Raw genomic sequence first — 25,971 nt, forward strand, 5'->3', positions numbered from 1 at the left:
GCAAATCAGTCTTGCCCTACAGCTGCCCACGCCCGCAGCTGTCAGACGCTTCGCACAAAAGCCTCAGGCGGCGGAAAAGCGCGGCCCGAACAGAATGATGCTGGCACCTACCACGCACAGCGCCATGCCGATCCAGTCCGAGCCCAGCGGACGCACCCGCTCGACCACCGCCAGCCAGCCAATCGAAGCAACGATGTAGATCCCGCCATACGCGGCATAGGCGCGCCCGGCGTAGGCCGCTTCCACACGGGTCAGCAACAGCGCGAACAGGGTCAGGCTGAGCAACGCGGGAATCACCCACAACGCACTCTTGCCCTGGCGCAGCCACATGTAGAAGGCAAAACAGCCGGCGATTTCAAACAGCGCCGCAAGGAAGAACCACAAGTAATTGAGCATGGAGGCGTCTCGACAGGGTGACCGTGGCGGCCACCCTAACGACGCGGCAGGAATCGAACAAGATCAAGCGTTGTTTTGTTTGGCCTTGGCGCGCATTTTCTCGGCCATGGAAGTCATTTCGTTGTAGAGCAGTTGCGGATTCTTCTGTTTGAGCGCCCAGGCCATGCGCCCTTGTTCGTGAGGCAGAATCATGAACTCACCGGCGGCGACTTGCTGATAGATGTAGTCAGCGATGTCGGCGGCACTGATTGGCGAACTTTCCAGCAACTTGCCGACCTGGGCTTTCATGGCCGGGGTCGGGCCACGGAAAGAATCGAGCAAGTTGGTCTGGAAGAACGATGGGCAAACCACATGCACCGCCACTTCCTGCTGCGCCAGTTCGATCAGCAGACTTTCCGACAACGCCACCACGCCGGCCTTGGCCACGTTGTAGTTACTCATTGCCGGGCCTTGCATCAACGCGGCCATGGAGGCGATGTTGATGATCTTGCCCTTGCTCTGTTCCAGCAGCGGCAGGAACGCCTTGCAGCCCTTGACCACGCCCATCAGGTTGATCGCGATCTGCCAGTCCCAGTCTTCCAGCGACAACTCGCTGAAGAATCCGCCCGAGGCGACGCCGGCATTGTTGACGATGATGTCGATGCCGCCGAGCTTCTCTTCGCAGGCCTGGGCGAAGGCGGTGAGCTGGCTGTAATCGCGCACGTCACAGCGCTGAATGAAGCCGTCACCGCCCGCCTCGCGCACCAGTTTCAGGGTTTCCTGCAGGCCGGGTTCACTGACATCGGACAAGGCCAGCCGCCAGCCTTCACGGGCCCAGCGCAGCGCGATTTCGCGACCCAGGCCTGAGCCTGCACCAGTGATCATCATGCGATTTTGCATAGCGGACAGCCTTGTTGTTCCGGGAAAGATGCGCCGAGTGTAGCGAAGGAACTTCGTTCACCCACGCTCCATCCAGTTGCTGAATGGAGGATCAAAAGATTCCAGCCGTCATTGTTTTCCGGTTGGTCTCATGCAGGAGCTGACGAGTGCAACGAGGCTGCGATCTTTTTGCTGGAAAGGAAATAACCGAGCAATCCAAATACATTAAAAAAACATTGAATTATTTTTCACCGGCGCAAGTCGGAACATGTAAGCCGGCTGGAATTTAGTTGCTCTCCAGCTGCCCACTGAGCATCAAGACTCTTCCAGACTCTGAACAAGGAAATCACCCATGGGCACAATTCTAATCATCATCCTGATCCTGTTGCTGATCGGTGGTCTGCCGGTCTTCCCGCACTCCAGAAGTTGGGGTTATGGCCCGTCGGGTATTATCGGCGTGGTGTTGGTCGTGCTGCTGGTGCTGTTGTTACTCGGCAAGATATGACGATTTGAAGCTGTAAAAAAAGAGGCCCTTTTGCAAGGGCCTCTTTTTTATTGCGTGGACTTTAAGGAGTGATCAGTCCGGCTTGCCGTGAATGACACCGGCGGTGTTATCGAGCAAGCTCTTGGTTGCGGTTTGCAGGAACGCTTCAAGTTTGAGTTTGAGTTCGGCAGTGCGCGGCGCGTCCGGTACAACTTCGGCGTGCGGATTGGCGCCCAGCTGATATTTCCAGATTTTCGGGCCCATGTCCTTGTCACGCGGCAACACCAGAATCTCATCGGCGGTGACGATGGCGGTGGTCTGCTCACTGCCCGATGGCTTGATCACACCAAAACCGGTGTCGCCCTGCGGCAGGTTGAGCAGGTCGCGGCCCCAGCACTGGTGACGCACTTCGCCACCGAGGCGGCCCATGATGGTCGGCACGATGTCGATCTGCGTACCCACGGTGTGGTCGCGGGTACCGAACTTCTGCTGGATGCCCGGGGCGATCATCAGCATCGGCACGTTGAAGCGACCCAGGTCCATTTCGGTGATCTGGCGCTCGTTGCCGAAGCCGTGGTCGCCGACGATGACGAACAGGGTTTCGTTGAAGTACTTCTCTTTGCGCGCCTTCTCGAAGAACTGGCCGAGCGCCCAATCGGAGTAGCGCATGGCGGTCAGGTGTTCGTTGAGGCTGCCACGGTCAGTGACGCGCTCGACCGGCAATGGCGTGGGCAAGGCGTACGGCGTGTGGTTGGACAGAGTTTGCAGCAGTGCGTAGAACGGCTTGCCGTTTTCCCGCGCCTTCAGTTCTTGCAGGCCACGATCGAACATGTCCTGGTCGGACACGCCCCAGGTCGGATCGGAGAACACCGGATTGACGAAGTCGTTGCGGCCAACGAAGTTGGTCATGCCCTGGTTGCTGAAGAAGCCCGACTGGTTATCCCAGGCGAAGTCGCCGTTGTAGACATAGACATCGTCATAGTCGCGGGCGCTGAGCAGCTGCGGCAGACCGGACAGTTTGTGGCTGCCTTCCGGGGTCTGCATCAGGTATTCGAAACCCGGCAGGTTGGGGAAGCAGGCCATGGTCGCGAACATGCCCTGGTGGGTGTGAGTGCCGTTGGAGAAGAAACGGTCGAACAGCAGACCTTCCTTCGACAGCTTGTCCAGGTACGGGGTGATATTGCCCGGCGCGCCCAAAGCACCGACCGAGTGACCGGCCATGCTTTCCATCAGGATCACCACGACGTTCTTGATCGGCAGGGTCTTGTCGGCCGGCGGCATGTAGTCGCGGCGAACAGCGGCGATGTCGGCATCGACCAGTTTGTCGTCCGGCATCAGCAGCATGTCGCGCACCACTTGCTGCGCCTGTTCCTGCGGCAGCGTGGCTTTCCAGATGTTGTCGCGGTCTTCGCCCATGCGCGCCTTGGCTGCGGCGACCAGCGACAGCGTGCCGTTGAGGCCGAGCTGGTTGGCGAAGTTGGAATCGGTGGTGTAGACGTCACCCCAGCGCATCGGCGGGCCCTGACGCAGGGTGCCGCGAGCGGCGACGACGCAGATCAGCAGGCAGACTACGAACACCGCCAGGCGGGTGTACCACGGCGCAACCTGACGGGAGCTGACGCTGCCGCCGCTGAACGGTCCGCGCGGGCGGGTGGCACGGTCGGCGCCTTTGAACGCCAGGGTCAGAATGACCGTGCCGATTACCCATGCCAGCACGTAGCGCACCACCGGGAAACCGTACCAGAGCATGCTCATTACGGTTTTCGGGTCTTCCTTCACGTACTGGAACACCAGACCGTTGAGGCGCTGGTGAAACTCGCGGTAGAAGTCCATTTCCATCAGGCCGAGGAACAGCGCGATGCTCGAGGCGACGGTAAGCCACAGACGGAAGAAACCGCGCGCGGCCATGGCCCGGGCACTGAACAGTGCCAGCACCAGCGGAATGCACAGGTAGACCACCAGGCGCAGGTCGAAACGCAGACCGTTGACGAACGCTTCAAGGAAGGTCGCGGCCGGGGTGTCGAGGATCATCTCGCGGTTGTAGACCAGCAGCGCGAGGCGCAGCGCGGAAAACATGACCATCATGACCAGTGCGCACAGCAGCGTGTAGGCCAGATGCGATTTGACGGTCGGTTGCAGCAGGCGAGCAGAAGATCGCTGCTGATTCAGGGCGTCCGGGTTTGCCATGTCGTTTTAGGACCCATTGGAAGTTGAAGTTGCAAAAATACAGCGGCGCCAGGCCCTCTATTGGTCAGTCCAGACCCCGGGGCGTGCGCGGTGCGCAAATGTTGCACGATCGTTCACACCATTGCCATTGATTACTGCCCTGCTCCTCGAGACTTTCATTCGAAGGGTTGGCAGCGCTATGGCAGGCAACAAGTGCGGGCGAATTGTCTTGGAGACTTTGTGAAAATTTCGTGCAACGCATATCTGGAAATACAATTTAGAGACAAAACAAAACGCCCCGAACCGGTCGGGGCGTTTTGCTTACAGCGAATTGATTATTTCTCGGCGCGTTCTTTCAGCGCTTTCAGGGTATTGAATGGCGCATCGACCACAAACTTGTTGGCGACCATGGCCGGCACGCTACCGCCCGGCTCGGTGTGCACCTGATAAGTCACTTCAACCTGATCGCCTTTAGGCACAAACTTCCAGAAGCCTTTGACCTGCTGGACCCGCACGAAGCCTTTTTCTTCCGGCAGATAGGTCGGTACGCCTTCAAGATTACGGGTCAGGCTGCCATCGGCGCCCTCAACGGTGGTGATCTTCAGCACCGAATCACGCGGTGTCACCGGCCACGGCGTGTTGAATTGCGAATAGGTCCAGCTCAGATCGCCTTCGTGCTTGAGCAGTTTCTGGCTCTTGCATTCGTGAATCCACGCGCAGGCGCCGGAGACGTCTTCCTGCAAGGCGCGCAGTTTGGCAACGGTGGTTTTCATCAGCGCGACGCCTTGGTAGGACTTGTAGTCCGAACCGGGTATTTCGCTCAGGGAAACCTTGATGCCGTCTTCGTTCTTGGCCACTTTCCAGTCTTCCGCGTGGGCGACCGAAGTGGCAAGTACGGCAGTCAGACCACACAACACAGCGATACGGTGCAGCGAACCCATAGTGTTATTCCTTATTGTTGAAGTTCCGTTCGTGAACACATCACGCCGCCGTCATCTGCTCCCACCAGCCGATCAATCTGATCGCTTCTTCCGAACTGCTGCCGCATACCTCGACATCCGCAGCGAAGCCCGAGCACACAGCCGGACGTTCCGGACGGCCGAAAATGCTGCACAGGTTATCGACCGACAGTTGCACGCAACGTTCGCCGGCGGGCTTGCCATCGGGCATGCCGGGGATCGGCGAACTGATGGAGGGGGCAATGCAGCAAGCGCCACAGCCTTCACGGCATTTCATGACGAACAGATCCTCGCGACGGGCGATGTGTAAAGAGACGGGAAACAGAGTAACCGCTAAAACGACTGTTTCAAATTGCTACGAGCGGCTTTTCAACGATAAGTAAAAGTGACCGGGCAGTCTCCGACGAAGCGTCTGCTCTGCGCGTTGCAGAGGGCTGCATCTATTGCTTGAATTCGAAATCCAGCGCCGCGCCTTCCACATCGCGTCGCGCTTCGTTGCGCAATTGCAACTCCATTTCATTGCTGAGCAAGCGGCCGTTGAGCTGGAAGCCGTTATCTTTTTCGCCAAACATTTGCGGCAGGATCGCCTCGCGTTTGGGCAGTTCTACGGTGCCCTGTGGCTTCAAGTCTTCAACCATATCCTTGGGCAGGCTGAGATCGAGTTTTGCCGGCGGCAATTTGGTCTTGGCCACTTCGCTGGCGGATTTCGATTTCGAGGCCACCGGGCGGCGCTTCTTCACCGTGGCGTTTTTTTTGGCCTGGGCTTTTTTTGCCGGAGCCGCGGTTTTGGTGGCTTTGTTCGTGGTACTGGTCGCTGCCGGTTTTTCCTGGGCTGCGGCCGCCAGGACACCCGGTGCCTGACCGATCATCAACAAACCCAGCAATACCCACGCGGCAGGAACAATCGCTTTCATGGACCCAACGAACTAACGGCAGAGGGCCACATGCTCGCTTGTTGTGCGTCACATGACAAGCCTCAGCGCCCTCCCCGTTCAGAATCCGCCAGCGGTTTCCTGACACAGTTGGGTGGCCAACAGACCCAGCGTCATCAGCGCCCGCTCCGCCTCGCGGTTCCACGGAATGCCGCAGTTGAGGCGGATACAGTGGTTGAACTGCTCGGTATTACTGAAGATCAGCCCCGGTGCGATGCTGATGCCTTGTTGCAGCGCGCGGACATGCAATTCCTGAGTGTTGACCCGCCCCGGCAAGCTCACCCAGAGGATGAAACCGCCCGTGGGCCGGGACATCTGCGTGCCCTCGGGGAAATACTGCTGCACCGCCAGCTGAAACGCACTGAGGTTTTTCCGGTATTCCTGGCGGATGTAGCGTAAATGCCGGTCATAACCGCCGTTTTCCAGATACGCGGCAATCGCCATCTGTGTGACGCTGCACGCCGAATGGGTGCTGAAGGTTTGCAGGCGCTGGATTTCCTGTTGGTATTTGCCGGCGATCATCCAGCCGATGCGCACACCCGGTGACAGGGTTTTGGAGAAGCTCGAGCAGTAGATCACCCGATCCAGGCGGTCGTAGGCTTTCAGCGCTTTGGTGCGGCCCTGTTCGAACATCAGTTCGCCGTAGATATCGTCTTCGACAATCTGAATGTCGAAATCCGAGGCCAGACGCAACAACTGTTTCTGCCGCTCTTCCGGCATGGTCCCGCCGAGGGGATTGCTCAGGCGCGTGGTCAGCACCAGCGCCTTGATCGACCATTGGTTGGCGGCCAGTTGCAAGGCCTCCAGGCTCATGCCGGTGGCGGGATCGCTGGGGATTTCGATGACTTTCAGGCCGAGCAGATCGGCCAGTTGCAGCAGGCCGTAATAGGTCGGCGATTCGGCAGCGATCAGATCGCCCGGCCGGGTCAGCACGCGCAACGACATCTGCAAGGCGTCGACACAGCCGTGGGTGATCACCACTTCCGATGGATCGACCACCACGCCAGCGTCACGCATGCGGATCGCCACTTGCCGGCGCAGCGGTTCGAAGCCGGGGCTGAACATGTAGCTGAACGCCCGAGGGCTGTGGAAGCGGGTGACCTTGGCCAATTGCTGATGCAGCGCGCGCACCGGCAGATAATCGACACTCGGCACCGCAGCGCCCAGCGGAAACACGCCTTCGCGGCGGGATTCGACCAATACCTGCTGAATGATGCTGCTGCGCGTCACCAGCCCCGGCCGTTCGACCCGGGCAATGTCCGGCGTCGGCGCGGTCAGCGCCGGGGTCTGGTGTACGTAGTAACCCGACTGCGGCCGGGCGCGGATCAGGCCCTGATCTTCAAGGTTGGCATACGCCTGCAACACCGTCGCATGGCTGACGTTGAGCTGCGAACTCATCTTGCGCACCGAAGGCACGCGCTCCCCCGGTTGATAAACACCACGGCGGATGTCTTCGGCCAGTTGCTGAGCAATACGTTGGTAGAGCAAGAGATTGGTCATGACGCAGCACTCGATTTCACGGGCGTTTTATTCTTGTCTGAAACAATACCGGAACAGTTTAGAAGTGTACTGGGACAGTTGCCAGATTACTCGACCGTACAGTGCGGTGTCTGCCCCATCTGTACGGTTTTGCGCGGCAATCGACAGACACAAAAAAGCCCGGCACTGCATGACAGCCCGGGCTTTCCAGAGACGCAGCCCTCAGCGGGCGGCGCCGAGCTGGCCTTTTTCGTCAGAAAACACGATTTCTACGCGGCGGTTCTGCGCCCGTCCACGCTCGGAGGCGTTGGCGTCGACCGGAAACTGGTCGCCGTAACCTTCGACCTGAATGCGTTTTTCATCGATACCCAGATCGACCAGCACGTCAGCCACCGATTGCGCACGATCGCGGGACAGTTTGAGGTTTTCCTGTCGGCCACCGGTGCTGTCGGTGTAACCCTCAATGCGCACCACGCGCTTGGGGTTCAGTTGCAGGAACTGGACGATCTTCAGCACGACGCGGTTGGCCGAGTTTTTCAGTTCCGCCTGGCCGGTGTCGAACAACACGTCGCCGAGGGTCATCACCAGGCCGCGATCGGTCTGCGTGGTCGCCAGCGCGACGATTTGTTCCTCCAGCCACTTGCCTTGTTGCTGCACGCTGAGCAGTTTCGATTCGCGCAGGGCCAGTTGCAGACGCTGACGCTCAAGCTCGAGCTTGGCTGCGCGTTCCTCGTTGAGCGCCTGGTTGGTGTGCTCGCGGGCGATTTCGCTGTAGCGCTGGCTCAGGTAGGCGTAATGCACCACGTCGGCACCGCTGCCCCAATAGGTCGACAGCCGATCAGCGCGGGCCAGGGACTCGCCGGCGCGGATCACGTCTTTCGGCGCGATGCGCAGCACGTTGGAATCTTCCTTGACCTTCTGGAAATCAGCGCCGGCCTGTTGCAGCGCCGCCTCGCTGTGCTGGCCGGCGCAGCCGTACAGGCTGGCGCAACCGGCGAGAAGCAGAATGCCGAGAGCATTGGACTTGAGGTTCATTGTGCTTCCCCCAGTTGCAGCTGCTTGCGCAGGCGGACAATGCGGGTATTGAGCACATTCAGCTGTTCTTCACTTTTTTTCGTCAGCACCTTGGCCTCGGCCAGACGTGCATCCAGTTCCGCCTGCTCGGCACGCATGCGCGCGTTGCGATAGGACTCGTCGGCCATGCTGCCTTTGGCGCGGTTGTATTTTGTTTCGGCCAGCTGCATTTCCGGCACTTCATCAGCGGTAGCGCCGACTGCCTTGGCCTGCACGATGGCTTGTTCGGTCAAACGCATTTGTTCACTGGGTGCCGGATCGGATGCGCACCCGGCCAGGGCCAGAACGGCCACTGCCGCGAAAAGAGGTCGAATACTCACTAAGAATCCCTACTGTTTTGGGGCACTGACAGGTAGTGGCGGCTGTTGCTGTTGCGCCTTCCAGCGCTCGATGTTGCGTTGCAGCGCGGCTTCCGTCAGTCCGGACGCGGGCAATTCTGTCATCTTTTTGGCGAGCTGTCCGCGCAACCACGGATCGTTGCAGGCGGAGTTATGCGAAACCGCGAGGAACAGACCCGGCCGGTCGATGGGTTGATCGAACGCCAACAGATCGCTGGTCATGCCCAATGTCTGCGCGGCGGCCAAGCCTGAGTAACGTCCGGCGAGCACATATTCCACCTCGCCCAACAGCAACTTCTGTAGTGCCTCGGTAAGGTTTGCTGTGCGGGTCAGGGTCAGATTCTGCTCGGCGAAAGTGCCGAATGCCTGGGTCATCCGCGACTTTTCCGACACCGCACCGGCGTGGCCTTTCAGGTCGCTGGCCTCGGCATAGGTCAGCGTCGAGCCTTTGCGCGTCCACACCAGATAGTCGTTTTCCAGCAGTGGCGGATGAATGAAGTCTAAGTTCTCCAGCTCATTCACGGTCAGCGGCGCGTCGGCCAGCATGTCCATGCGCCCGCTGCGCACTTCATCGAGGGCCTGCGAGCGTTTGCCGGCGTAGAGCAGGTCGACTTTGATGCCCAGATCCTTGGCCACTTGCTGCAACAGATCGGCACTGGCGCCGATCAAGCGCTTGGGGTTTTGCGGGTCCTGCCACAAGTAGGGCGGCGCGTCAGGGCTGCCGGTGACGACCAGGCGCTCGCACTTGCCCGCGGCCATGGCCAAACCTGGCAACAGCAACCATCCCAACAACCATCCGCAGCGCAGATCCATGGCAAAACGCTCCCGCTTGAAATTCGAGACAAAAAAAAGCCCGACCAACAGGCCGGGCTCTTTATAAGTGAAGCCGCCGGATTAGACCAGCTTCTCCAGCTCAGGTACTGCTTCGAACAGATCCGCCACGAGACCGTAATCGGCCACCTGGAAGATCGGCGCTTCTTCGTCCTTGTTGATCGCAACGATCACCTTGGAGTCTTTCATGCCGGCCAGATGCTGGATCGCGCCCGAGATACCGACGGCGATGTACAGCTGCGGCGCAACGATCTTGCCGGTCTGACCGACCTGCATGTCGTTCGGTACGAAACCTGCGTCGACCGCAGCGCGCGAGGCGCCCACAGCAGCGCCGAGCTTGTCGGCCAGCGCGTACAGGTGTTTGAAGTTGTCACCGTTCTGCATGCCGCGACCGCCGGAAACGACGATCTTGGCAGCGGTCAGCTCAGGACGGTCGGACTTGGCCAGCTCTTCGCTGACGAAGCTCGAGGTACCGGCGTCGTGGGCAGCACCCACGGCTTCAACGGCAGCCGAACCACCTTCAGCAGCAACCGGATCGAAACCGGTGGCACGCACGGTGATCACTTTGATCGCGGCGGTCGATTGCACGGTAGCGATGGCGTTACCGGCGTAGATCGGACGCTTGAAAGTGTCAGCGCTTTCGACCGAGATGATCTCGGAGATCTGGTCAACGTCCAGCGCAGCAGCAACGCGCGGCAGGATGTTTTTGCCGTTGGAAGTGGCGGCAGCGAGGATGTGGCTGTAGCCAGCGCCCAGCTCTGCAACCAGCGGAGCAACGTTTTCCGGCAACTGATGCGCGTAGGCGGCATTGTCAGCGTTGAGGACTTTGCTCACGCCAGCGATTTTCGCCGCGGCTTCGGCCACCGGGCCTGCGCCCTGACCTGCTACCAGAACGTGGATGTCGCCGCCGATTTTGGCAGCAGCGGCCACGGTGTTCAGTGTGGCCGGGGCCAGCACTTTGTTGTCGTGTTCAGCAATAACCAAGATAGTCATTTAGATTACCTTCGCTTCGTTCTTGAGTTTTTCAACCAGTTCAGCCACCGACTTGACCTTGATGCCCGCGCTGCGTGCAGCCGGCGCTTCGACTTTCAGGGTCTTGTTGGTGGAGGCGGTGGAAACGCCCAAAGCGTCCGGAGTCAGCACTTCGAGAGGCTTCTTCTTGGCTTTCATGATGTTTGGCAGGGACGCGTAGCGCGGCTCGTTCAAACGCAGGTCGGTGGTGACGATGGCTGGCAGTTTCAGCGAAACGGTCTGCGCGCCGCCGTCGATTTCGCGGGTCACGGCAATGCTGTCGCCGGAGACTTCGACTTTCGACGCGAAGGTGCCCTGACCGTAGCCGCTCAATGCCGCGAGCATCTGGCCGGTCTGGTTGTTGTCGCTGTCGATCGCCTGTTTGCCGAGGATCACCAGCTGCGGCTGTTCCTTGTCGACGACGGCCTTGAGCAGCTTGGCCACGGCCAGCGAGGTCAGGTCTTCAGCGGATTCGACGAGGATGGCGCGATCGGCACCCAGAGCCAGTGCGGTACGCAGTTGCTCCTGAGCGGTGGTCGGGCCGATGGAGACGACGACGATTTCAGTCGCAACGCCCTTCTCTTTCAGGCGTACGGCTTCTTCCACGGCGATTTCGCAGAATGGGTTCATCGACATCTTGACGTTGGCGAGGTCGACGCCGGAATTGTCCGCCTTGACGCGGACCTTGACGTTGTAATCCACAACGCGTTTGACAGCTACAAGAACCTTCATGGATTCCTCGTTACTCTCCGGTGAAAAGAAAGTCGCCTAGGCGAACCTGGCGGATGATGCTCATCGGGCGACAAGGGCACCTCTAAAAACGCCGGCTTGAATGTGAGGTGATTCACTTCGCGAAGGGAGGTGACCGTTCGTCAGGGGTGACTGCCAGGTCATTCATTCTCACGCTGTGTAAACTGCGCGCCGGACTTGCGCTGCGCATCACCGTCTACTGCCTGTGCCCTGTCTTTAGAGGTGCTCTTGAAACCGCCAGTCTGCCTACGGCGAGCGCAAAACCGCCCGTATCTTGACCGGAACGCCCATTCTGGTCAATACGCCAAAATGCCCTGTCATAAGCCGCGCTTCTTTGATTTATCAGGGCTGGAGGCGATTCAAACAAACGTTTGTATTGGACGCTCGGAGTGGTGTAGATATAATGCGCCGCCTAGAGAGAAAGGTGGATTCGCCAATATTCCCTTTGACGTTAACGTAAAGGCAATACGGATGCGAGATCAAACCTCCATATTAGAAAAAAAACTGTTGAGCCTTGAGTAGGAGATAGCCTGTGGAACGCGAATACATGGAATTCGACGTCGTCATCGTCGGTGCCGGCCCCGCTGGTCTGTCCGCCGCCTGCCGCTTGAAGCAGAAGGCCGCTGACGCCGGTAAGGAAATCAGCGTCTGCGTGGTCGAAAAAGGCTCCGAAGTCGGCGCACACATCCTCTCCGGAGCGGTGTTCGAACCCCGCGCCCTGAACGAACTGTTCCCGGACTGGAAAGAGCTCGGCGCGCCGCTGAACACGCCCGTCACACGCGATGACATTTTCGTGCTGAAAAACGCTGACAGCGCGCAGAAGATTCCTGACTTCTTTGTGCCCAAGACCATGCACAACGAAGGCAACTACATCATTTCCCTGGGCAACCTGTGCCGCTGGCTGGCTCAGCAGGCCGAGAACCTCGGTGTGGAAATCTACCCGGGCTTCGCCGCTCAGGAAGCGCTGATCGATGAAAACGGTGTGGTGCGCGGGATCATCACCGGTGATCTGGGCGTCGACCGTGAAGGCCATCCGAAAGAAGGCCTGTACACCCCGGGCATGGAACTGCGTGGCAAATACACGCTGTTCGCCGAAGGCTGCCGTGGCCACATCGGCAAGCAACTGATCAAACGCTACAACCTCGACAGCGATGCCGACGTTCAGCACTACGGCATCGGCCTGAAAGAAATCTGGGAAATCGACCCGGCCAAGCATCAGCCAGGCCTGGTGGTGCACACCGCCGGCTGGCCGCTGGACATCATGGGCACCGAGAACACCGGCGGCTCGTTCCTCTATCACCTGGAAAACAATCAGGTGGTGGTCGGTCTGATCGTCGACCTGTCCTACAGCAACACGTACCTGTCGCCGTTTGACGAATTCCAGCGCCTCAAGCATCACCCGGTGCTCAAGCAATATCTGGAAGGCGGCAAGCGCGTCAGCTATGGCGCCCGCGCCATCGCCAAGGGCGGCCTGAACTCGCTGCCGAAAATGGTCTTCAAGGGCGGCGCGCTGATCGGTTGCGACCTCGGCACCCTGAACTTCGCCAAGATCAAAGGCAGCCACACCGCGATGAAGTCCGGCATGCTCGCGGCGGAATCGGTGGCCGATGCGCTGTTCGCCGAGCAGGATTGCACCGTCGAACTGACCACTTACGTCGACGCATTCAAGAACAGCTGGCTGCACGAAGAACTGTTCGCCAGCCGTAACTTCGGCCCGGCGATTCACAAGTACGGCGCGATCATCGGCGGTGGTTTCAACTGGCTGGACCAGAACATCTTCGGCGGCAAACTGCCGTTCACCCTGCGCGACACCAAGCCGGATTACGCCTGCCTCAAGCTCGCGGCCGACTGCAAGAAGATCGATTACCCGAAACCTGACGGCAAACTGAGTTTCGACAAACTCAGCTCGGTGTTCATCTCCGGTACCAACCACGAAGAAGAGCAGCCGTGCCACTTGAAGCTGACCGATCCGAGCATCCCGATCAGCAAAAACCTGCCGCTGTACGACGAACCGGCGCAGCGCTACTGCCCGGCCGGCGTATACGAAGTGATCACCAAGGAAGACGGCGAGAAGCGCTTCCAGATCAACGCCCAGAACTGCGTGCACTGCAAGACCTGTGACATCAAGGACCCTGCGCAGAACATCACCTGGGTCGCGCCGGAAGGTGCCGGCGGCCCGACTTACCCGAACATGTAAGTCGAAACACTGAACAACAAGGCTCCCGACATGGGGGCCTTTTTGTTGCCCAAAATTCTTCTGCCACCACAAAACAACTGTGGGAGCGAGCCTGCTCGCGAAAGCGGTGTGTCATATAAAGATGATGTCGACTGATACACCGCCTTCGCGAGCAGGCTCGCTCCCACTGGGGATATCGGCGGATCAGGCAGCGCGCTCATCCCCCGGACTGCGTTCGAAGTAACGCTTGTATTCGCGACTGAACTGCGACGTGCTCTGATACCCCACCCGATGCGCCACCTGCGCCACGCCCAGCCCCTCCGCCACCAGCAGCGTCTGCGCCTTCAACAAACGTAAACGCTTCAGATACTGGACCGGCGACAACAGCGTGCTGCGTTTGAAATGCTCATGAAAGGTCGACACGCTCATGTTCGCGCAACTGGCCAGTGTCTCGACATTCAGCGGTTCGGTGTAATGCGCATGCAGATGGCTGATCGACGCCGCCACCCGGGCGAATTGCCCTTGTTGCTCGACCAACGCCCGCAACACATCCGCTTGCGGCCCGCGCAGCGCGACGAACAATAATTCGCGAACCCGCGCCGGGCCGAGAATCTGGCATTCCAGCGGATCGTGCAGACAGCTAAGCAGCCGTTCGACACAACCGCGCATGCCATCGTCGAGTACCACCGAGGTCATCGACTCCGGCGTCTGCGCCGGAATATGCCGACCCGGCGCCAGCCCCATGGCCAGCACCAGTTCGCCGAGCAGGACGCGATCGATCGCCACCGACACACCGAGCAATGGCGCATCGGGCAAGGCAAAGGTTTCGCATTCGAACGGCACCGGCAGCGCCTGGATCAGGTAATGCCCGGCGCCATATTCCATGGTCCGTGGGCCGAGGAACGCCAGTTTGCTGCCCTGGGCGATGATCATCAGGCTCGGCTCGTAAATATGCGGGCCACGGGCGACGTCGCAACTGGCGCGCAAAATCTGCACACCGGGCAGGCCGGTCTGGCTGTAGCCATCGCGCAGCGCCAGCGGTTCGATCAACGAAACCAGCCTGGCATTGGCATCAAGATGACGGGTCAACTGCATCGAATAGGTCTTCGTAAAATTCACGGAAAAGGGGATGAAAAACATCATCGCAGATCCGCTGGCCAATGCGATCGCCGAAACCCGCATGCCGGAGGATTAGGCATGAGACCCGGAGAAATCGTCATGGCCGCACCCGCCTCTGGCGCCCAGAATTCACCGCCTCACTTGTCACTGTTTTTGCGAGGTCACCCATGTACACCGCCATCGGCTATGCCGCCCAATCGGCCACCACTCCCCTCGCGCCGATGAAATTCGAACGCCGCAGCCCGCGCGCCGACGACGTAGCGATCGAAATTCTCTACTGCGGCGTCTGCCATTCCGACATCCATCAGGCACGCAACGAATGGGGCATCGCCGTTTATCCGCTGATGCCCGGCCATGAGATTGTCGGAAAAGTCACCGCTGTCGGTGCGAATGTCACCCGTCACAAGGTAGGCGATCTGGTTGGCGTCGGCTGCATGGTCGACTCCTGCCGCAGCTGCGAAGCCTGCCAGGCGAACCTCGAGCAATATTGCCTCGAAGGCCCGACCATGACCTACGCCACCCCGGACCGGGTCGATGGCAGCAACACCATGGGCGGTTACTCCGACAGCATCGTGGTCAGCGAACACTTCGTTGTGCGCATCCCCGAGAAACTGGCTCTGGCCAGCGCCGCACCGATTCTCTGCGCCGGCATCACCACCTACTCGCCGCTCAAGCACTACGGCGTCAAGGCCGGTGACAAGGTCGGGATTCTCGGCATGGGCGGCCTCGGCCACATGGGCATCAAGTTCGCCAAGGCGATGGGCGCGGAAGTCACGCTGTTCACCCGCTCGGCGAGCAAGGCTGAAGAAGGTCGCCGTCAGGGCGCCGATCACGTCATCGTCTCCACCGATGCCGAGCAGATGAAGGCCGCGGCCGGCTACTTCGACTTCCTGCTCGACACCATTCCGGTGCAGCACGATTTGAACCCGTACCTCGACACCCTGCGTTTCGACGGCGTGCACATTCTGGTCGGCCTGATCGAGCCGGTGAACCCGCCCGTTCACGCCGGCAAACTGGTGATGAGCCGCCGCGTATTGGCCGGCTCCTTGATCGGTGGTATCGCCGAAACCCAGGAAGTGCTGGATTTCTGCGCCGAGCACAACATCACCTGCGACATCGAAATGCTCGACATCCGCCAGATCAACGAAGCCTACGCGCGGATGATTGCCGGTGACGTCAAGTACCGCTTCGTCATCGACATGGCCACGCTGAAGGCCTAAACCTTCACGGCTTACACCTTCAAGCCCAGCTCCGCCGACAGCCGGGTTGTGACCCCTTTCAGCAGGGGGATCAACTCGGCCATTTTTTCCAGCGGCATGTACGGCACGGTGCTGGCGATACTGATCGCCGCGACGATGCCCTTGCTCGCATCACGAATCGGCGCCGCCACACAGCGGATCGACGGTTCGTTGTCTTCCAGATCGAACGCATAGCCACCGGCAACGTATTCGCCCATGCGCTGCTCAAGCTGTTCCCACGACTGCTGCGGATGCTGCGGCCAGAACTGACTTTTCCCACCTGCCGGCAGGCTGATGTCGTACAGCCGCCGCCAATCCTGCGGCGAATCATCGAGCATCAAGGCCTTGCCGATCCCGGTGCGCACCAGCGGCATGCGATGGCCGACCCGCGAGCGCATTTCCGGGCCGTTGCGTCCTGGATTCTTCAGCAGGTACAGCACTTCGTCGCCTTCGCGGATTCCGAGGTGCACTGTATCGCCAGTCAGTGCCGAAAGCTCGTCCAGATACGGCCCGGCCAACGTCACCAGCGGCAACTCTTCGCGGGCCTGAAAGCCCAGTTCGATCAGTTTCGGCCCGAGCAGATAACCGATCTGCGGCACCACGCGCAGATAACGCTCGTCGACCAGGCAACTGGCCAGACGATGGGTGGTGCTGCGCGTGGTACCGATCAGCCGGGCAATCTCCTTGAGATCGCGCGCGCCACTGGCCACCGCCTGCACCACACCGAGGCCGCGCAGCAGCGTCTGGGTGCCGGTGGGCGCGGCGTCCTTGATTTTTTCCGGGGCGTCTTCCTGCATATCCAGCCTTTTACCGTTGAGCGAAGGAACGGGCGGCATTATGGTCGCCCGAGACTGAGCACTACAACTCGATACGCTCGACCTTGCCCACCAGCAGCACGTAGGACAAGGCACCGACCAGTGCGAGCACGGCGATGTAGGTGATCGCCGGCGCGAACGAATCGCCGCTGGCGAGGAAGCCGATCACAATCGGCGTAGCAATCGCCGACAGGTTGCCGATGAAGTTGAACACGCCACCGGTCAGGCCGAGCAACCGCGCCGGTGCCAGCGTTGACACCAGCGACCAGGTGATCGACGCCAGACCGTTGCCGAAAAATGCCAGGGCGAGGAAGGCAATCACCAGCGGCGTCGACTCGACAAAGTTGGCGCCGATGATCGAAGTCGAAATCAGCAGCCCGCCAATGATTGGCAACTTGCGCGCGAAGCCCACGGTGTAGCCGCGCCGGATCAGGAAGTCGGAAAAGAATCCCGAGCACAACACGCCGACGAACGCGGCAAGAAATGGCAGCGATGCGAGCAGACCGGACTTGATGAAGTCCATGCCGCGATATTTCACCAGATAGGTCGGAAACCAGGTGAGGAAGAACCACAGCGTCGAGTTCAGGCAGAACTGGCCGAGGTAGATGCCCCACAACTTGCGCTTGCTGAGGACGATGCCCAGATCGGTCCAACTGAATCTGGCTTTGACCTTGGCCGCCTCGGCCTGGATATCGACCAGCCCGCCGCCTTCGCGGATCAGGTCGATTTCCGCCTGATTGGTGCCTTTGAAATCGCGCGGCTCGCGATACACCGCGTACCAGATCAGCGCCCAGAGAATGCCCACCGCGCCGGTGGCGACGAACACCATGTGCCAGCCGAATGCATGTTGCAGCCACGCCAGCACCGGGGTCAGGAAAGCCAGACCGACAAACTGTCCGGAGGTGTAGAAACCGATCGCCGTGGCGCGCTCGCGCTCAGGAAACCAGGTGGTGACCACGCGGCTGTTGATCGGATAGGCGGGCGCTTCCAGCGCACCGACGGCCATGCGCAGCACGAACAGCGCGATGAAGCTGCTGACGAATCCGAGCATCACTGTGGCCACCGACCACAGCAGCAGCGCGACGCTGTAAAGGATGCGCGGCGGCACCCGATCGACCAGCCAGCCGCCGGGGATCTGCATCGCGGCGTAAGTCCAGCCGAACGCGGAGAAGATCAGACCGACATGAACCGGATCGATGCCCAGCTCACTGGTCAGCGCCGGCGCGGCAATCGACAGGTTGCTGCGGTCGAGGTAGTTGATGACCACGGTGATGAACAGCAACACCATGATGAAAAACCGCTTGCGGCTAGGCGTGACTAAAGACGCCTGCCCGGAGAGGGTGTGCGTTTGCATGAGAGATGCCTCTTTTTATGTTTGTTGAGGTCATGACGCAGATCTCCTCTCCCTCGGAGAACTGATCGTTCCCACGCTCGGCGTGGGAATGCAGCCCGGGACGCTCCGCGTCCCAGCAGCGGACGCAGAGCGTCCATTGAGGCATTCCCACGCAGAGCGTGGGAACGATCTGATGCTAGCGAGTCAGAGACTCACCACTCGGCAAAGCTGCCATCGGCATGACGCCAGATCGGGTTGCGCCAGCGGTGGCCGACGGCGGCACGCTCGATCACGTATTCCTCGTTGATCTCGATGCCCAGTCCCGGGCCGTTCGGGATCTTGACGAAGCCCTGGTCGTAGTCGAACACGCGCGGATCCTTCACATAGTCGAGCAAGTCGTTGCTCTCGTTGTAATGTATGCCGAGGCTCTGCTCCTGGATAAACGCGTTGTAACAAGCCGCGTCGAGTTGCAAACAGGCCGCCAGCGCGATCGGTCCGAGCGGGCAATGCAGCGCCAGCGCGACGTCGTAGGCTTCGGCCATGTTGGCGATCTTGCGGGTTTCGGTGATGCCGCCGGCGTGGGAGGCATCCGGCTGGATAATGTCGACGTAGCCTTCGCTCAACACCCGTTTAAAGTCCCAGCGCGAGAACAGCCGCTCGCCGAGGGCAATCGGCGTGCTGGTCAGCGGCGCCAGTTCTTTCAATGCTTCGTAGTTTTCGCTGAGCACCGGTTCTTCGATGAACATCAGTTTGTACGGGTCGAGTTCCTTCATCAGCACCTTGGCCATCGGCTTGTGCACGCGGCCGTGGAAGTCGACGCCGATACCGACGTTCGGCCCCACCGCATCACGCACGGCGGCAACGTTGGCCAGCGCGAGGTCGACTTTCTCGAAAGTGTCGAGGAACTGCAGTTCTTCGGTGCCGTTCATTTTCACCGCCGTGAAACCACGGCTCACTGCTTCTTTCGCCGCACGCGCGGTGTCGGCCGGACGGTCGCCGCCGATCCACGAATAGACACGAATCTTGTCGCGCACCTGGCCACCGAGCAGATCGCTGACCGACACACCAAGGGCCTTGCCCTTGATGTCCCACAGCGCCTGATCGATACCGGCCAGCGCGCTCATGTGGATCGCACCGCCACGGTAGAAGCCGCCGCGATAGAGCACGGTCCAGATGTCTTCGATATTGCGCGGGTCTTTGCCGATCAGGTAGTCGGACAATTCTTCCACCGCAGCCGCTACGGTATGGGCGCGCCCTTCGACAACAGGCTCGCCCCAACCGGTCACGCCCTCGTCGGTTTCGACCTTGAGGAAGCACCAGCGCGGCGGGACGATGAAGGTCGTGAGTTTGGTGATTTTCATCTCTGCTCTCTTTTGTAAATGCAGCTTTTATTAGATGCAGCGCGCACAGCGCCGAAAAGTCTTAACGCAGGGCTTTCCAGGCAGCCACGTAGGCCTTGGCATTGACCGCCACCTGCTCGGGCGTCATGCCCGGTTTGAACAGGCCGGAACCGAGACCGAAACCTTTCACACCGGCGTCGATAAAGGCCTGCATGTTGTCCGGCGTAATGCCGCCGACCGGCGCCAGCACCGTGCCGGCTGGCAACACCGCGAGCCAGGCCTTGACGACCGCCGGGCTCATTTGCTCGGCCGGAAACAGCTTGAGAATGTCCGCGCCCTCAGCCAGTGCGGCGAAGGCTTCGGTCGGCGTAGCCACGCCCGGCGACAGGTACAGCCCCGCCGCTTTCGCCGCGCGCAACACCTTGGCATCGCTGTGCGGCATGACGATCACTTGGCCGCCAGCCGCTTTGACCTGCTCGACCTGCTCAGGGCTGAGCACGGTGCCGGCACCGATCAGGCAATCGGCGGGCAGCGCATCACGCAGGATGCGGATACTTTCGTACGGCGATGGGGAATTGAGCGGTACTTCGATGACGCGAAATCCGGCGGAATACAGGACTTCTCCGACAGCCGCCGCTTCCTGCGGTTGCAGGCCACGCAGAATCGCGATCAGACCGTTTTGTGCCAGTGCTTGCTTGAGCATGTCAGGCCTCCAGTCAGGGTTAACGGGATGAGGAATCGATCAGTCCGGCGGCACGCGCCAGTTGCCACAGGCCACGCTCGGTGGCCTGCTCGGCCAGCGTCACCTGAGCAAAGCCGCAGGCGTCGAGGGCACGGCGATAACGCGCGCACAGCTGCGCATTGCCGATGAGCACGATCGATGGAAGATTCGCTTGATTGCGCCGGCGCCGCTGCACATTGGCGAGCGCGGCCAGCTCATGGCCGATCATCAGGCCGGACAGATAGTCCGCCTGAGCAGTCGGGCTCAGTTCACCGGTCAGGCCGAGGGTGCGGGCGCTGAACAAGGTCGAGAGCACACCGAGCGCGGCATCTGTCGACAGCGCGATCTGTACGCCGCGATCGAATGCCTGCGCATCGAAGGTCGCGCTCGGCTTCTGGGTACGGCCAAGAATGCTGTGCTCGCTGAGCACGGCAAACACTTCGCCGGTCATGAAGGTGTCGAAATGGGTGATGCGGCCATCGACCACTTCCACCCATTTCGAGTGGCTGCCGGGCAGGCCGATCAGCAGATCGCTACCCGCCTCGGCCGGCAGACTCTGCAGTACGCCGAGGACTTGGGTTTCTTCGCCACGCATTACATTCGGCAGACGCGAACGCTGGATCACGCCCGGGACGATATGCACCGGCGTACCGCGCAAGCTGACAACGGTTTGTAGGGAATTTCCGAGATGGGCGACGTCGGCCGGCGTCTCGCAGTAAGCCGCTTCGCGCCAGCCCTGTGCACTGCCGACCATGCCGCAAGCGATTACCGGCAGATCCGGCTGCGCATTGAGCCAGTCACCACAGGCTTCGTCGAAGGCCAGTTCAAAACCATCGGCGCATTCACGGCCGTGGATGATTCGCGGGGTCTTGGGCAACTGCATGATCCCGGACGACAGCGCACGCTGCTCCAGCACCACACCGTCCGCCGCGAGTTTGTAAGCACGTAATGAGGTCGTCCCCCAATCGAGCGCGATCAATTGCGCCTGCATCGCTTCACCTGTTTTGTTTTTGGCAGTGAGTGCGATGGACTATAAACCCGAGGGACGGGAAATCTCAATATATAAATATCAATCCCACATTATGGGAATATCAACAGTAACGGTATCACCTCACTCAAAGCGCCCCCTCTTGGGCTGCAACGATGGCGATCGAAGGGCCGAGTCAGGCTTGCACGGACAAAAATGCAAGGTTCGCCATGCCGCTGCGGTCGGGAAATACTCAGGGAGAGCGGCCCTCGAAAGAGGCAAGGCCGGACGGGATACTTTTTATTTTGCAGGTCCAGTTGTCAGCAAATCCGCGCTAGGTACCCGCATAATCTTGGAAAAATACGTCTTGTATGTAGTGGAGTGGACTCTATAAACACAGGAAAAGGAATCTCTGGCTTTTAAAAAGGGATCCAGTGTTTCCCCTTTCAGGCGCCTTTGTCCCCCCTCATCGTCTACCGACTCGTCAAAAATGACATCTGCTCTATAGATTAACGAGTCCGGCGAAACCCTCTCGATAAACCCGAAGCCGGACTGTTTAATTCGGTGTGCCTGAGAGAAATCAAGGTCATTCGTCAACGAGCAGACCAGCCCACGCCCTATAGACGACTTGAACAGGCCGAGAAGTTCCACGTCGGACTTGAAATAAATTTGATAAATTCCGGTAGTACGAAGCCGCTCTGTCTTTTCGTATTTGAGGTTAGCAATGGGCCGACCATGATTCAAAGAACAAGCCGAGAGTACCGACATACATATTGTCAAGATTAAAACCTTCACAGGTAGTTACCCCTTAATCCATTTGAATATTGACTCCGCTACAATCTGTCGCGCTGACTTTCCACCGGGCAAGGCGTGAGCATACATAGAGTTGGCATCTGCGTGATTGATATCGAGCCGCCCCATGACGTTCGGTCCTTCGGAGATCTCCCATTGCTCACCGAAGTCTGCAACCAGATCTGACAGGTTCCAATCGACCGCAGCTGCCCTGATATTTACCCAATACTGCGCTTTAGGCTTGGGAACCTGACGATATATTTTCGAAATACCATATACGATTTTGCCGTGTCCTACGGGATCCAGGGTCACCAAAATTTTTATTTTGAAACCGCGCTCGGTTAAAATCGCAGACAAATGAGCACCGTTCCAGCCGCCCAAACTGTGGCCAATGATATAAATCGCAGTATTGCAACTTGGAATTTTTCGAATAACGTTACGCTCCAAATCCTCCTCACTCATAAATGAGTTATAACCAAGAGGCAACGTCGTACAAGATTTCTGTATTTCCAGCGCTTCGATGTCCGCGTCGACCATGTCTCGCACATAGTCGACATTGTGATTGGGACCATCAACGTAATACCGTTCCTGATCGCCAGCTCCACCAACAAGAAAAACCATTGCATCGCGGACGCTTACTGTTACTTGCTTGACCGATTGATCTGTCTTGCAAGTAAGTGTATGACTCACCGGATCCCTTTTCGCCATTGGCGGTGGTGGAGCCTCTGCTGTAGCACTTCCATTTGCCATCTCTAATTACTCCACAAATAATTTAATCGTCTCAGCCAGGTGCGAACTGACGGTATGGGTAAATCCCGCCGCATCCGTCACGCCAGACTCTTCACTGCCGTCACCCCGCTGAATGATGTAAGGGTGATAAGAGACCGGCTCTCCGGTGTCCTGATTGACTACTTGCAACCTGTCAGTGAAATGCACCGGCATCGGCAACAGCCCACTAAATGCTGCCCCTCCCCCATTTTGGCCGATGATCACCGTGCCCGAGCCACCGGTCACGACATTGCCATGCCCACCAGTGCTATCGAGCATCGCGGCATTCAGGCCGTTAATGAAAACAGTGCCGGAGACCGCTCCGGTGATAGGGCTGCCACACGCTGATTTATCGGTCATGCGTGCAGCAGCGAGGCCGTCGAAGAATACGTCCGGCGAGCCGGAGACAATCGGGTTGGTGCCGTGACCTGGCAGTGGGCAGGCGGTTGGGTCGGTGACGCGTGCTGCGGGTTTACCACTCAATTCAAAGCTCCTTGCTTAAGGGGTGCCGGGGATGGCTGATAGATGTCGATGTCGGTCGCGGCAAAGCGCCAGCGATTGTCGACCGGGTCGAACAAAGCATGACAATGCTCACCGCTTTCAGGTGATGTCGCGGTTTGTATGGCACGCCAGGCTTCGTTGGCTTGCCAACTCAACTCGGCAGGCGTTGCATCATCAAGTTCGTTGAGCCAGGCGTTGTAGTTGCGCAGGTGATTGCGCTCGAAAGTCGATTGCAGCAAGTCGCCCATTTCCACGCCAAGGTCCAGATGATGCCTGGAGGTCCAGCGCCCCACTTCGGAGTAGACGTGCCAGCCCATCGGGATCAACGCACCGTTTTTCAACAGAGAATGGCCGGCGAGAGCGACGAAGCCGCAACAGACGTGCAGCATCAGCCAGCCTTGATGGGCGTCGATAATCGCTGTGGGATCAAAGGTTCTCAGCGCTACCACGCGGTAGTCGCCAAGGTCGGCACTGCGCGTCATCAACTCGGCATCAAGCCGCGACACGAAAGCCCGTATAGCCACGCCGCCAGTGCGCTGGGCCATGCAGAGAATTTCCACAGCCTGTCGATTCGGGTCGTCAGAAGAGCCGGTAGTTTTCACCAGACCATACAGACGCATGGACGCCTGCAGTCCGCTCATAGCTGGTCACTCATTGACGCAGCGAGGGTTCCACAGGCGCGGAGAAATTTTGCCAGATGCATTGCAGGTGTCGTCCGTGAGCGCGCAAAAATGGCGCACAGAATGCCGGACTAGAGCGGTGGCGACAACTGAATCAGCAGTAGATTGCCATCATTGTGCTCAGCCCTCGGCAAATTCGCGCAACACCTTGCCATCCATGCGATACCGCACCCATTCCTCCTGCGGTTGCGCACCGAGCGATTTATAGAATTCGATGGCCGGGGTGTTCCATTCCAGCACGCTCCATTCGAAGCGGCCGCAGTCGTTGGCGCAGGCGATTTTCGCCAGGTGGCGCAGCAGGGTTTTGCCGGCGCCGCCGCCACGTTGTTCGGGGGTGATGTAGAGGTCTTCGAGGTACAGGCAATTGCTGCCCAGCCACGTTGAATAACTGAAGAAGAACACCGCGAAGCCAATCGGCAAGCCGTCGCGCAGGCAGATCAGGCCGTGGGCGGTGGCGCCTTCGCCGAACAGGCTGCGTTCGATGTCAGCGACGCTGGCGATGACTTCGTGACGGGCCTTCTCGAAATCTGCCAGTTCGGTGATGAAGGTGAGGATTTGCGGCGCATCGCTGGGGGTCGCCGGGCGGATTTCGATCGTCATGGACGGGCCTTGTATGCAAATTAAAGCGCCATACTAAGGCGCGCAGCGGCGCTCGTCACATGGCAAACATACTGATCTGTCCAATTTGCTGAACACTGTTGCCCTTGTGGGAGCGAGCCTGCTCGCGAAAGCATTCTGTCAGTTGAATCAACGTCTGACTGATATGACGCTTTCGCGAGCAGGCTCGCTCCCACAGTTGATATCGCAAATTCTGAAAGGATGCTTATGACCGTTAACTGTTTTGCGCCGCCGGAAACACTAGCGATCGGTATCGTCTGAACAGCAGACACGCGCGCCCGGCATAGACCGTTCGTCGATCATCAGGCACCAATCCGTCACCAGGGCTGACCAACCAAGTGTAAGGATTCCAATCACTGGAGAAGCCCTATGATCCCGTCAAGGTTGACCGCTTTAGTCTTCAGCGCCCTGCTTTGCCCTGCGGTGTTCGCCGCCTCGTCCACGGCAGCGGGCACTGGCCCTACCGATCCGACCCCGCCACGCGCGCCCGCCATTAACAGTGCCCCCGGTATGAATACCGATGGTTCCGGCGTGCCGCTGATCAATCAGCCACCCGCCACCGGCACCGATCCGCGCACTCAAGGCAGCGATCCGGGGCGTCAGGGTGGCATGAACACGCCTGATTCTCCTGCCACTGCGCCTGACAATGCCGGCCCCGGTGTCGGCTCGAAGACCACCACTGGTGGCTCCGGTTCCGAAGGTGCCGGTCAGTAGTTCGCCGACGCGAGCGCCCTATTCACTCCCATGAAGAGGTAACCATGAACGTCGACAAAGACCTGGAAAAAGAAGTTCTCACCCGCCTGCTGCACGCGCATCCCAACGGCCTGGGCAAGGAGGTGCTGGACAATTACCGGGGCGAGAAAGTCGTGGCCAGCGCCCTCGCCGCGCTGCAGGATCGCGGGCTGATTCATCATGGTCATGTGACCTTGAGCGAAGCGGGCGAACACTCGCTGAACCTGCCGATCAAGCTCAGCGCGGCTGGCGTAGAAGCCGCGCAGAAACTCGATCAGCAGTAGTTCCGAAGCCGCTCGCTGCAGGCGTGGCGAGCGGTTGAATCTGCACACAGGAGGAGAAATCCCATGCCTCGTGGAAGCAAAGACAAATACACCAGCGAACAGAAGCGCAAAGCCGAGCACATCGAAGACAGCTACGAAAAAAAGGGCGTCTCGAAAGATGAGGCTGAGGCACGCGCTTGGGCGACGGTCAACAAACAGTCCGGTGGCGGTGAGAAGTCCGGTGGCTCGGGGCGCAAGAAGCCCGCCAGTGCCAAATCGGAAGATCGCAAAGAGTCATCGCGCCGCGCGGTGGCCAGCCGCAAGGGCCATTCACGCAACAGCGAGACTTCGAAGGATACGCAGACTGTCGATAGCCTGATGAAAGAGGCCCGGGCGAAGAACATTCCGGGGCGCTCGTCGATGCGCAAGCAGGAGTTGATTGAGGCGTTGCGCAAGGCGAGCTAGAACGACGCCCACTGTAGGAGCTGCCGAAGGCTGCGATCTTTTGCTTTTCAAGATCAAAAGATCGCAGCCTTCGGCAGCTCCTACAGAAGATTTGTGTACGACGTAGATCCAATGTGGGAGATTCTATGATTATCCTCAAGCGATAACTGCCCCTTTCGATTGATA

The 25,971-nt window shown here is 59.4% G+C and carries 28 protein-coding genes and 1 pseudogene; 6 read left to right on the plus strand and 23 right to left on the minus strand.

Annotated elements, in window-relative coordinates:
- Positions 1-63: 63 nt before the first annotated feature.
- Both D8U82_RS10390 and D8U82_RS10395 read right to left on the minus strand, forming a co-directional pair.
- The gene (locus D8U82_RS10390) at positions 64-396 is read right to left on the minus strand and encodes a YnfA family protein (RefSeq protein ID WP_016770946.1); all 333 of its coding nucleotides are present in this window, start codon (positions 394-396) and stop codon (positions 64-66) included.
- 63 nt (positions 397-459) lie between these two features.
- A complete protein-coding gene (locus tag D8U82_RS10395; RefSeq protein ID WP_101156344.1) occupies positions 460-1,275 on the minus strand; it encodes an SDR family oxidoreductase in 816 nt (271 codons plus the stop codon).
- A gap of 331 nt (positions 1,276-1,606) precedes the next feature.
- On the opposite strand from D8U82_RS10395, the gene D8U82_RS10400 reads away from it, so the two are divergent.
- Positions 1,607-1,759: a DUF3309 family protein gene (locus D8U82_RS10400; RefSeq protein ID WP_003183939.1), complete on the plus strand. Its 153-nt coding sequence runs from the start codon at positions 1,607-1,609 to the stop codon at positions 1,757-1,759.
- A 72-nt stretch (positions 1,760-1,831) separates the two neighbouring features.
- Here D8U82_RS10400 and D8U82_RS10405 read toward each other — a convergent pair whose 3' ends face one another.
- From D8U82_RS10405 to D8U82_RS10450, 10 genes are all read right to left on the minus strand, one after another.
- A complete protein-coding gene (locus D8U82_RS10405) occupies positions 1,832-3,925 on the minus strand; it encodes an LTA synthase family protein (RefSeq protein ID WP_056788312.1) in 2,094 nt (697 codons plus the stop codon).
- Positions 3,926-4,239: 314 nt separating this feature from the next.
- Positions 4,240-4,845, minus strand: a complete 606-nt coding sequence (locus tag D8U82_RS10410) for an START domain-containing protein (protein ID WP_056788309.1) — start codon at positions 4,843-4,845, stop codon at positions 4,240-4,242.
- A gap of 40 nt (positions 4,846-4,885) precedes the next feature.
- Complete coding sequence (locus D8U82_RS10415; protein WP_016770949.1) at positions 4,886-5,140, minus strand: YkgJ family cysteine cluster protein; 255 nt, start codon at positions 5,138-5,140, stop codon at positions 4,886-4,888.
- A 163-nt stretch (positions 5,141-5,303) separates the two neighbouring features.
- Positions 5,304-5,777, minus strand: coding sequence for a translation initiation factor 2 (locus D8U82_RS10420; protein ID WP_130902165.1), 474 nt, complete (start codon positions 5,775-5,777; stop codon positions 5,304-5,306).
- Between the two features lie 78 nt (positions 5,778-5,855).
- Positions 5,856-7,295, minus strand: a complete 1,440-nt coding sequence (locus D8U82_RS10425) for a PLP-dependent aminotransferase family protein (protein ID WP_064391472.1) — start codon at positions 7,293-7,295, stop codon at positions 5,856-5,858.
- Positions 7,296-7,496: 201 nt separating this feature from the next.
- The gene (locus tag D8U82_RS10430) at positions 7,497-8,309 is read right to left on the minus strand and encodes an OmpA family protein (RefSeq protein WP_016770951.1); all 813 of its coding nucleotides are present in this window, start codon (positions 8,307-8,309) and stop codon (positions 7,497-7,499) included.
- On the minus strand, positions 8,306-8,668 hold the full coding sequence (locus D8U82_RS10435; RefSeq protein ID WP_038860459.1) for a DUF4398 domain-containing protein: 363 nt from the start codon (positions 8,666-8,668) through the stop codon (positions 8,306-8,308). Before D8U82_RS10435 ends, D8U82_RS10430 begins: the two co-directional genes overlap by 4 nt.
- A gap of 9 nt (positions 8,669-8,677) precedes the next feature.
- Positions 8,678-9,499 (minus strand): transporter substrate-binding domain-containing protein, encoded by an 822-nt coding sequence (locus D8U82_RS10440; RefSeq protein WP_130902166.1) that lies wholly within the window; start codon positions 9,497-9,499, stop codon positions 8,678-8,680.
- Between the two features lie 81 nt (positions 9,500-9,580).
- Entirely contained in the window at positions 9,581-10,510 is a 930-nt protein-coding gene (locus D8U82_RS10445; RefSeq protein ID WP_016770954.1) for an FAD-binding protein, read from the minus strand.
- Positions 10,511-11,260 (minus strand): electron transfer flavoprotein subunit beta/FixA family protein, encoded by a 750-nt coding sequence (locus D8U82_RS10450; RefSeq protein ID WP_130902167.1) that lies wholly within the window; start codon positions 11,258-11,260, stop codon positions 10,511-10,513.
- Positions 11,261-11,810: 550 nt separating this feature from the next.
- Here D8U82_RS10450 and D8U82_RS10455 point away from each other — a divergent pair.
- Positions 11,811-13,475 (plus strand): electron transfer flavoprotein-ubiquinone oxidoreductase, encoded by a 1,665-nt coding sequence (locus D8U82_RS10455; RefSeq protein ID WP_024013896.1) that lies wholly within the window; start codon positions 11,811-11,813, stop codon positions 13,473-13,475.
- Positions 13,476-13,549: 74 nt separating this feature from the next.
- Here D8U82_RS10455 and D8U82_RS28440 read toward each other — a convergent pair.
- Both D8U82_RS28440 and D8U82_RS10465 read right to left on the minus strand, forming a co-directional pair.
- Positions 13,550-13,675 (minus strand): annotated as a pseudogene (locus tag D8U82_RS28440) (metal ABC transporter ATP-binding protein); the annotation flags it as partial.
- On the minus strand, positions 13,659-14,549 hold the full coding sequence (locus D8U82_RS10465) for an AraC family transcriptional regulator (RefSeq protein ID WP_090288604.1): 891 nt from the start codon (positions 14,547-14,549) through the stop codon (positions 13,659-13,661). The gene D8U82_RS10465 and the pseudogene D8U82_RS28440, both read right to left, overlap by 17 nt.
- Before the next feature lie 191 nt (positions 14,550-14,740).
- On the opposite strand from D8U82_RS10465, the gene D8U82_RS10470 reads away from it, so the two are divergent.
- Entirely contained in the window at positions 14,741-15,793 is a 1,053-nt protein-coding gene (locus tag D8U82_RS10470) for an alcohol dehydrogenase catalytic domain-containing protein (RefSeq protein ID WP_016770957.1), read from the plus strand.
- 11 nt (positions 15,794-15,804) lie between these two features.
- Here D8U82_RS10470 and D8U82_RS10475 read toward each other — a convergent pair whose 3' ends face one another.
- From D8U82_RS10475 to D8U82_RS10520, 9 genes are all read right to left on the minus strand, one after another.
- Complete coding sequence (locus D8U82_RS10475; protein ID WP_125926423.1) at positions 15,805-16,608, minus strand: IclR family transcriptional regulator; 804 nt, start codon at positions 16,606-16,608, stop codon at positions 15,805-15,807.
- 61 nt (positions 16,609-16,669) lie between these two features.
- On the minus strand, positions 16,670-17,980 hold the full coding sequence (locus D8U82_RS10480; RefSeq protein ID WP_130888462.1) for an MFS transporter: 1,311 nt from the start codon (positions 17,978-17,980) through the stop codon (positions 16,670-16,672).
- Between the two features lie 191 nt (positions 17,981-18,171).
- Positions 18,172-19,320 (minus strand): galactonate dehydratase, encoded by a 1,149-nt coding sequence (dgoD, locus tag D8U82_RS10485; RefSeq protein WP_016770960.1) that lies wholly within the window; start codon positions 19,318-19,320, stop codon positions 18,172-18,174.
- Between the two features lie 61 nt (positions 19,321-19,381).
- Positions 19,382-20,002, minus strand: a complete 621-nt coding sequence (locus D8U82_RS10490; RefSeq protein ID WP_073472308.1) for a 2-dehydro-3-deoxy-6-phosphogalactonate aldolase — start codon at positions 20,000-20,002, stop codon at positions 19,382-19,384.
- A 19-nt stretch (positions 20,003-20,021) separates the two neighbouring features.
- Positions 20,022-21,011, minus strand: a complete 990-nt coding sequence (locus tag D8U82_RS10495; protein ID WP_130902168.1) for a 2-dehydro-3-deoxygalactonokinase — start codon at positions 21,009-21,011, stop codon at positions 20,022-20,024.
- 777 nt (positions 21,012-21,788) lie between these two features.
- Positions 21,789-22,529 (minus strand): alpha/beta hydrolase, encoded by a 741-nt coding sequence (locus tag D8U82_RS10505; protein WP_071173197.1) that lies wholly within the window; start codon positions 22,527-22,529, stop codon positions 21,789-21,791.
- 6 nt (positions 22,530-22,535) lie between these two features.
- A complete protein-coding gene (locus D8U82_RS10510; protein ID WP_130902169.1) occupies positions 22,536-23,030 on the minus strand; it encodes a PAAR domain-containing protein in 495 nt (164 codons plus the stop codon).
- Positions 23,027-23,689 carry a hypothetical protein gene (locus D8U82_RS10515; protein ID WP_130902170.1) on the minus strand — a complete coding sequence of 221 codons (663 nt, stop codon included), beginning with the start codon at positions 23,687-23,689 and terminating at the stop codon, positions 23,027-23,029. The genes D8U82_RS10510 and D8U82_RS10515 overlap by 4 nt, the downstream gene beginning before the upstream one ends.
- Positions 23,690-23,848: 159 nt before the next feature.
- Positions 23,849-24,328 carry a GNAT family N-acetyltransferase gene (locus D8U82_RS10520; RefSeq protein ID WP_016770628.1) on the minus strand — a complete coding sequence of 160 codons (480 nt, stop codon included), beginning with the start codon at positions 24,326-24,328 and terminating at the stop codon, positions 23,849-23,851.
- Between the two features lie 387 nt (positions 24,329-24,715).
- Here D8U82_RS10520 and D8U82_RS10525 point away from each other — a divergent pair, with 387 nt between their 5' ends.
- The 3 genes from D8U82_RS10525 to D8U82_RS10535 all read left to right on the plus strand — a co-directional run bounded on the left by D8U82_RS10525 (position 24,716) and on the right by D8U82_RS10535 (position 25,806).
- Positions 24,716-25,060 (plus strand): hypothetical protein, encoded by a 345-nt coding sequence (locus D8U82_RS10525; RefSeq protein ID WP_071173201.1) that lies wholly within the window; start codon positions 24,716-24,718, stop codon positions 25,058-25,060.
- Positions 25,061-25,104: 44 nt separating this feature from the next.
- Positions 25,105-25,362, plus strand: coding sequence for a hypothetical protein (locus D8U82_RS10530; protein ID WP_130902171.1), 258 nt, complete (start codon positions 25,105-25,107; stop codon positions 25,360-25,362).
- Between the two features lie 63 nt (positions 25,363-25,425).
- Positions 25,426-25,806 carry a Rho termination factor N-terminal domain-containing protein gene (locus D8U82_RS10535; RefSeq protein WP_071173202.1) on the plus strand — a complete coding sequence of 127 codons (381 nt, stop codon included), beginning with the start codon at positions 25,426-25,428 and terminating at the stop codon, positions 25,804-25,806.
- Positions 25,807-25,971 lie beyond the last annotated feature (165 nt).

Origin of the sequence: Pseudomonas sp. Sample_23 (assembly GCF_004307595.1) — a bacterium.
Taxonomy (GTDB): domain Bacteria; phylum Pseudomonadota; class Gammaproteobacteria; order Pseudomonadales; family Pseudomonadaceae; genus Aquipseudomonas; species Aquipseudomonas atacamensis.

Bases quoted from the DNA above. Each gene is read 5' to 3' on its own strand.
- D8U82_RS10490 (WP_073472308.1), bottom strand. From the start codon at position 20,002: ATGCTCAAGCAAGCACTGGCACAAAACGGTCTGATCGCGATTCTGCGT.
- D8U82_RS10515 (WP_130902170.1), bottom strand. From the start codon at position 23,689: ATGAGCGGACTGCAGGCGTCCATGCGTCTGTATGGTCTGGTGAAAACT.
- D8U82_RS10480 (WP_130888462.1), bottom strand. From the start codon at position 17,980: ATGCAAACGCACACCCTCTCCGGGCAGGCGTCTTTAGTCACGCCTAGC.
- D8U82_RS10505 (WP_071173197.1), bottom strand. From the start codon at position 22,529: ATGGCAAATGGAAGTGCTACAGCAGAGGCTCCACCACCGCCAATGGCG.
- D8U82_RS10495 (WP_130902168.1), bottom strand. From the start codon at position 21,011: ATGCAGGCGCAATTGATCGCGCTCGATTGGGGGACGACCTCATTACGT.
- D8U82_RS10450 (WP_130902167.1), bottom strand. From the start codon at position 11,260: ATGAAGGTTCTTGTAGCTGTCAAACGCGTTGTGGATTACAACGTCAAG.
- D8U82_RS10420 (WP_130902165.1), bottom strand. From the start codon at position 5,777: ATGAAAGCGATTGTTCCTGCCGCGTGGGTATTGCTGGGTTTGTTGATG.
- D8U82_RS10390 (WP_016770946.1), bottom strand. From the start codon at position 396: ATGCTCAATTACTTGTGGTTCTTCCTTGCGGCGCTGTTTGAAATCGCC.
- D8U82_RS10465 (WP_090288604.1), bottom strand. From the start codon at position 14,549: ATGCAGTTGACCCGTCATCTTGATGCCAATGCCAGGCTGGTTTCGTTG.
- D8U82_RS10425 (WP_064391472.1), bottom strand. From the start codon at position 7,295: ATGACCAATCTCTTGCTCTACCAACGTATTGCTCAGCAACTGGCCGAA.
- D8U82_RS10525 (WP_071173201.1), top strand. From the start codon at position 24,716: ATGATCCCGTCAAGGTTGACCGCTTTAGTCTTCAGCGCCCTGCTTTGC.
- D8U82_RS10530 (WP_130902171.1), top strand. From the start codon at position 25,105: ATGAACGTCGACAAAGACCTGGAAAAAGAAGTTCTCACCCGCCTGCTG.
- D8U82_RS10445 (WP_016770954.1), bottom strand. From the start codon at position 10,510: ATGACTATCTTGGTTATTGCTGAACACGACAACAAAGTGCTGGCCCCG.
- D8U82_RS10405 (WP_056788312.1), bottom strand. From the start codon at position 3,925: ATGGCAAACCCGGACGCCCTGAATCAGCAGCGATCTTCTGCTCGCCTG.
- D8U82_RS10415 (WP_016770949.1), bottom strand. From the start codon at position 5,140: ATGAAATGCCGTGAAGGCTGTGGCGCTTGCTGCATTGCCCCCTCCATC.
- D8U82_RS10395 (WP_101156344.1), bottom strand. From the start codon at position 1,275: ATGCAAAATCGCATGATGATCACTGGTGCAGGCTCAGGCCTGGGTCGC.
- D8U82_RS10535 (WP_071173202.1), top strand. From the start codon at position 25,426: ATGCCTCGTGGAAGCAAAGACAAATACACCAGCGAACAGAAGCGCAAA.
- D8U82_RS10410 (WP_056788309.1), bottom strand. From the start codon at position 4,845: ATGGGTTCGCTGCACCGTATCGCTGTGTTGTGTGGTCTGACTGCCGTA.
- D8U82_RS10400 (WP_003183939.1), top strand. From the start codon at position 1,607: ATGGGCACAATTCTAATCATCATCCTGATCCTGTTGCTGATCGGTGGT.
- D8U82_RS10520 (WP_016770628.1), bottom strand. From the start codon at position 24,328: ATGACGATCGAAATCCGCCCGGCGACCCCCAGCGATGCGCCGCAAATC.
- D8U82_RS10440 (WP_130902166.1), bottom strand. From the start codon at position 9,499: ATGGATCTGCGCTGCGGATGGTTGTTGGGATGGTTGCTGTTGCCAGGT.
- D8U82_RS10475 (WP_125926423.1), bottom strand. From the start codon at position 16,608: ATGCAGGAAGACGCCCCGGAAAAAATCAAGGACGCCGCGCCCACCGGC.
- D8U82_RS10470 (WP_016770957.1), top strand. From the start codon at position 14,741: ATGTACACCGCCATCGGCTATGCCGCCCAATCGGCCACCACTCCCCTC.
- dgoD (WP_016770960.1), bottom strand. From the start codon at position 19,320: ATGAAAATCACCAAACTCACGACCTTCATCGTCCCGCCGCGCTGGTGC.
- D8U82_RS10430 (WP_016770951.1), bottom strand. From the start codon at position 8,309: ATGAACCTCAAGTCCAATGCTCTCGGCATTCTGCTTCTCGCCGGTTGC.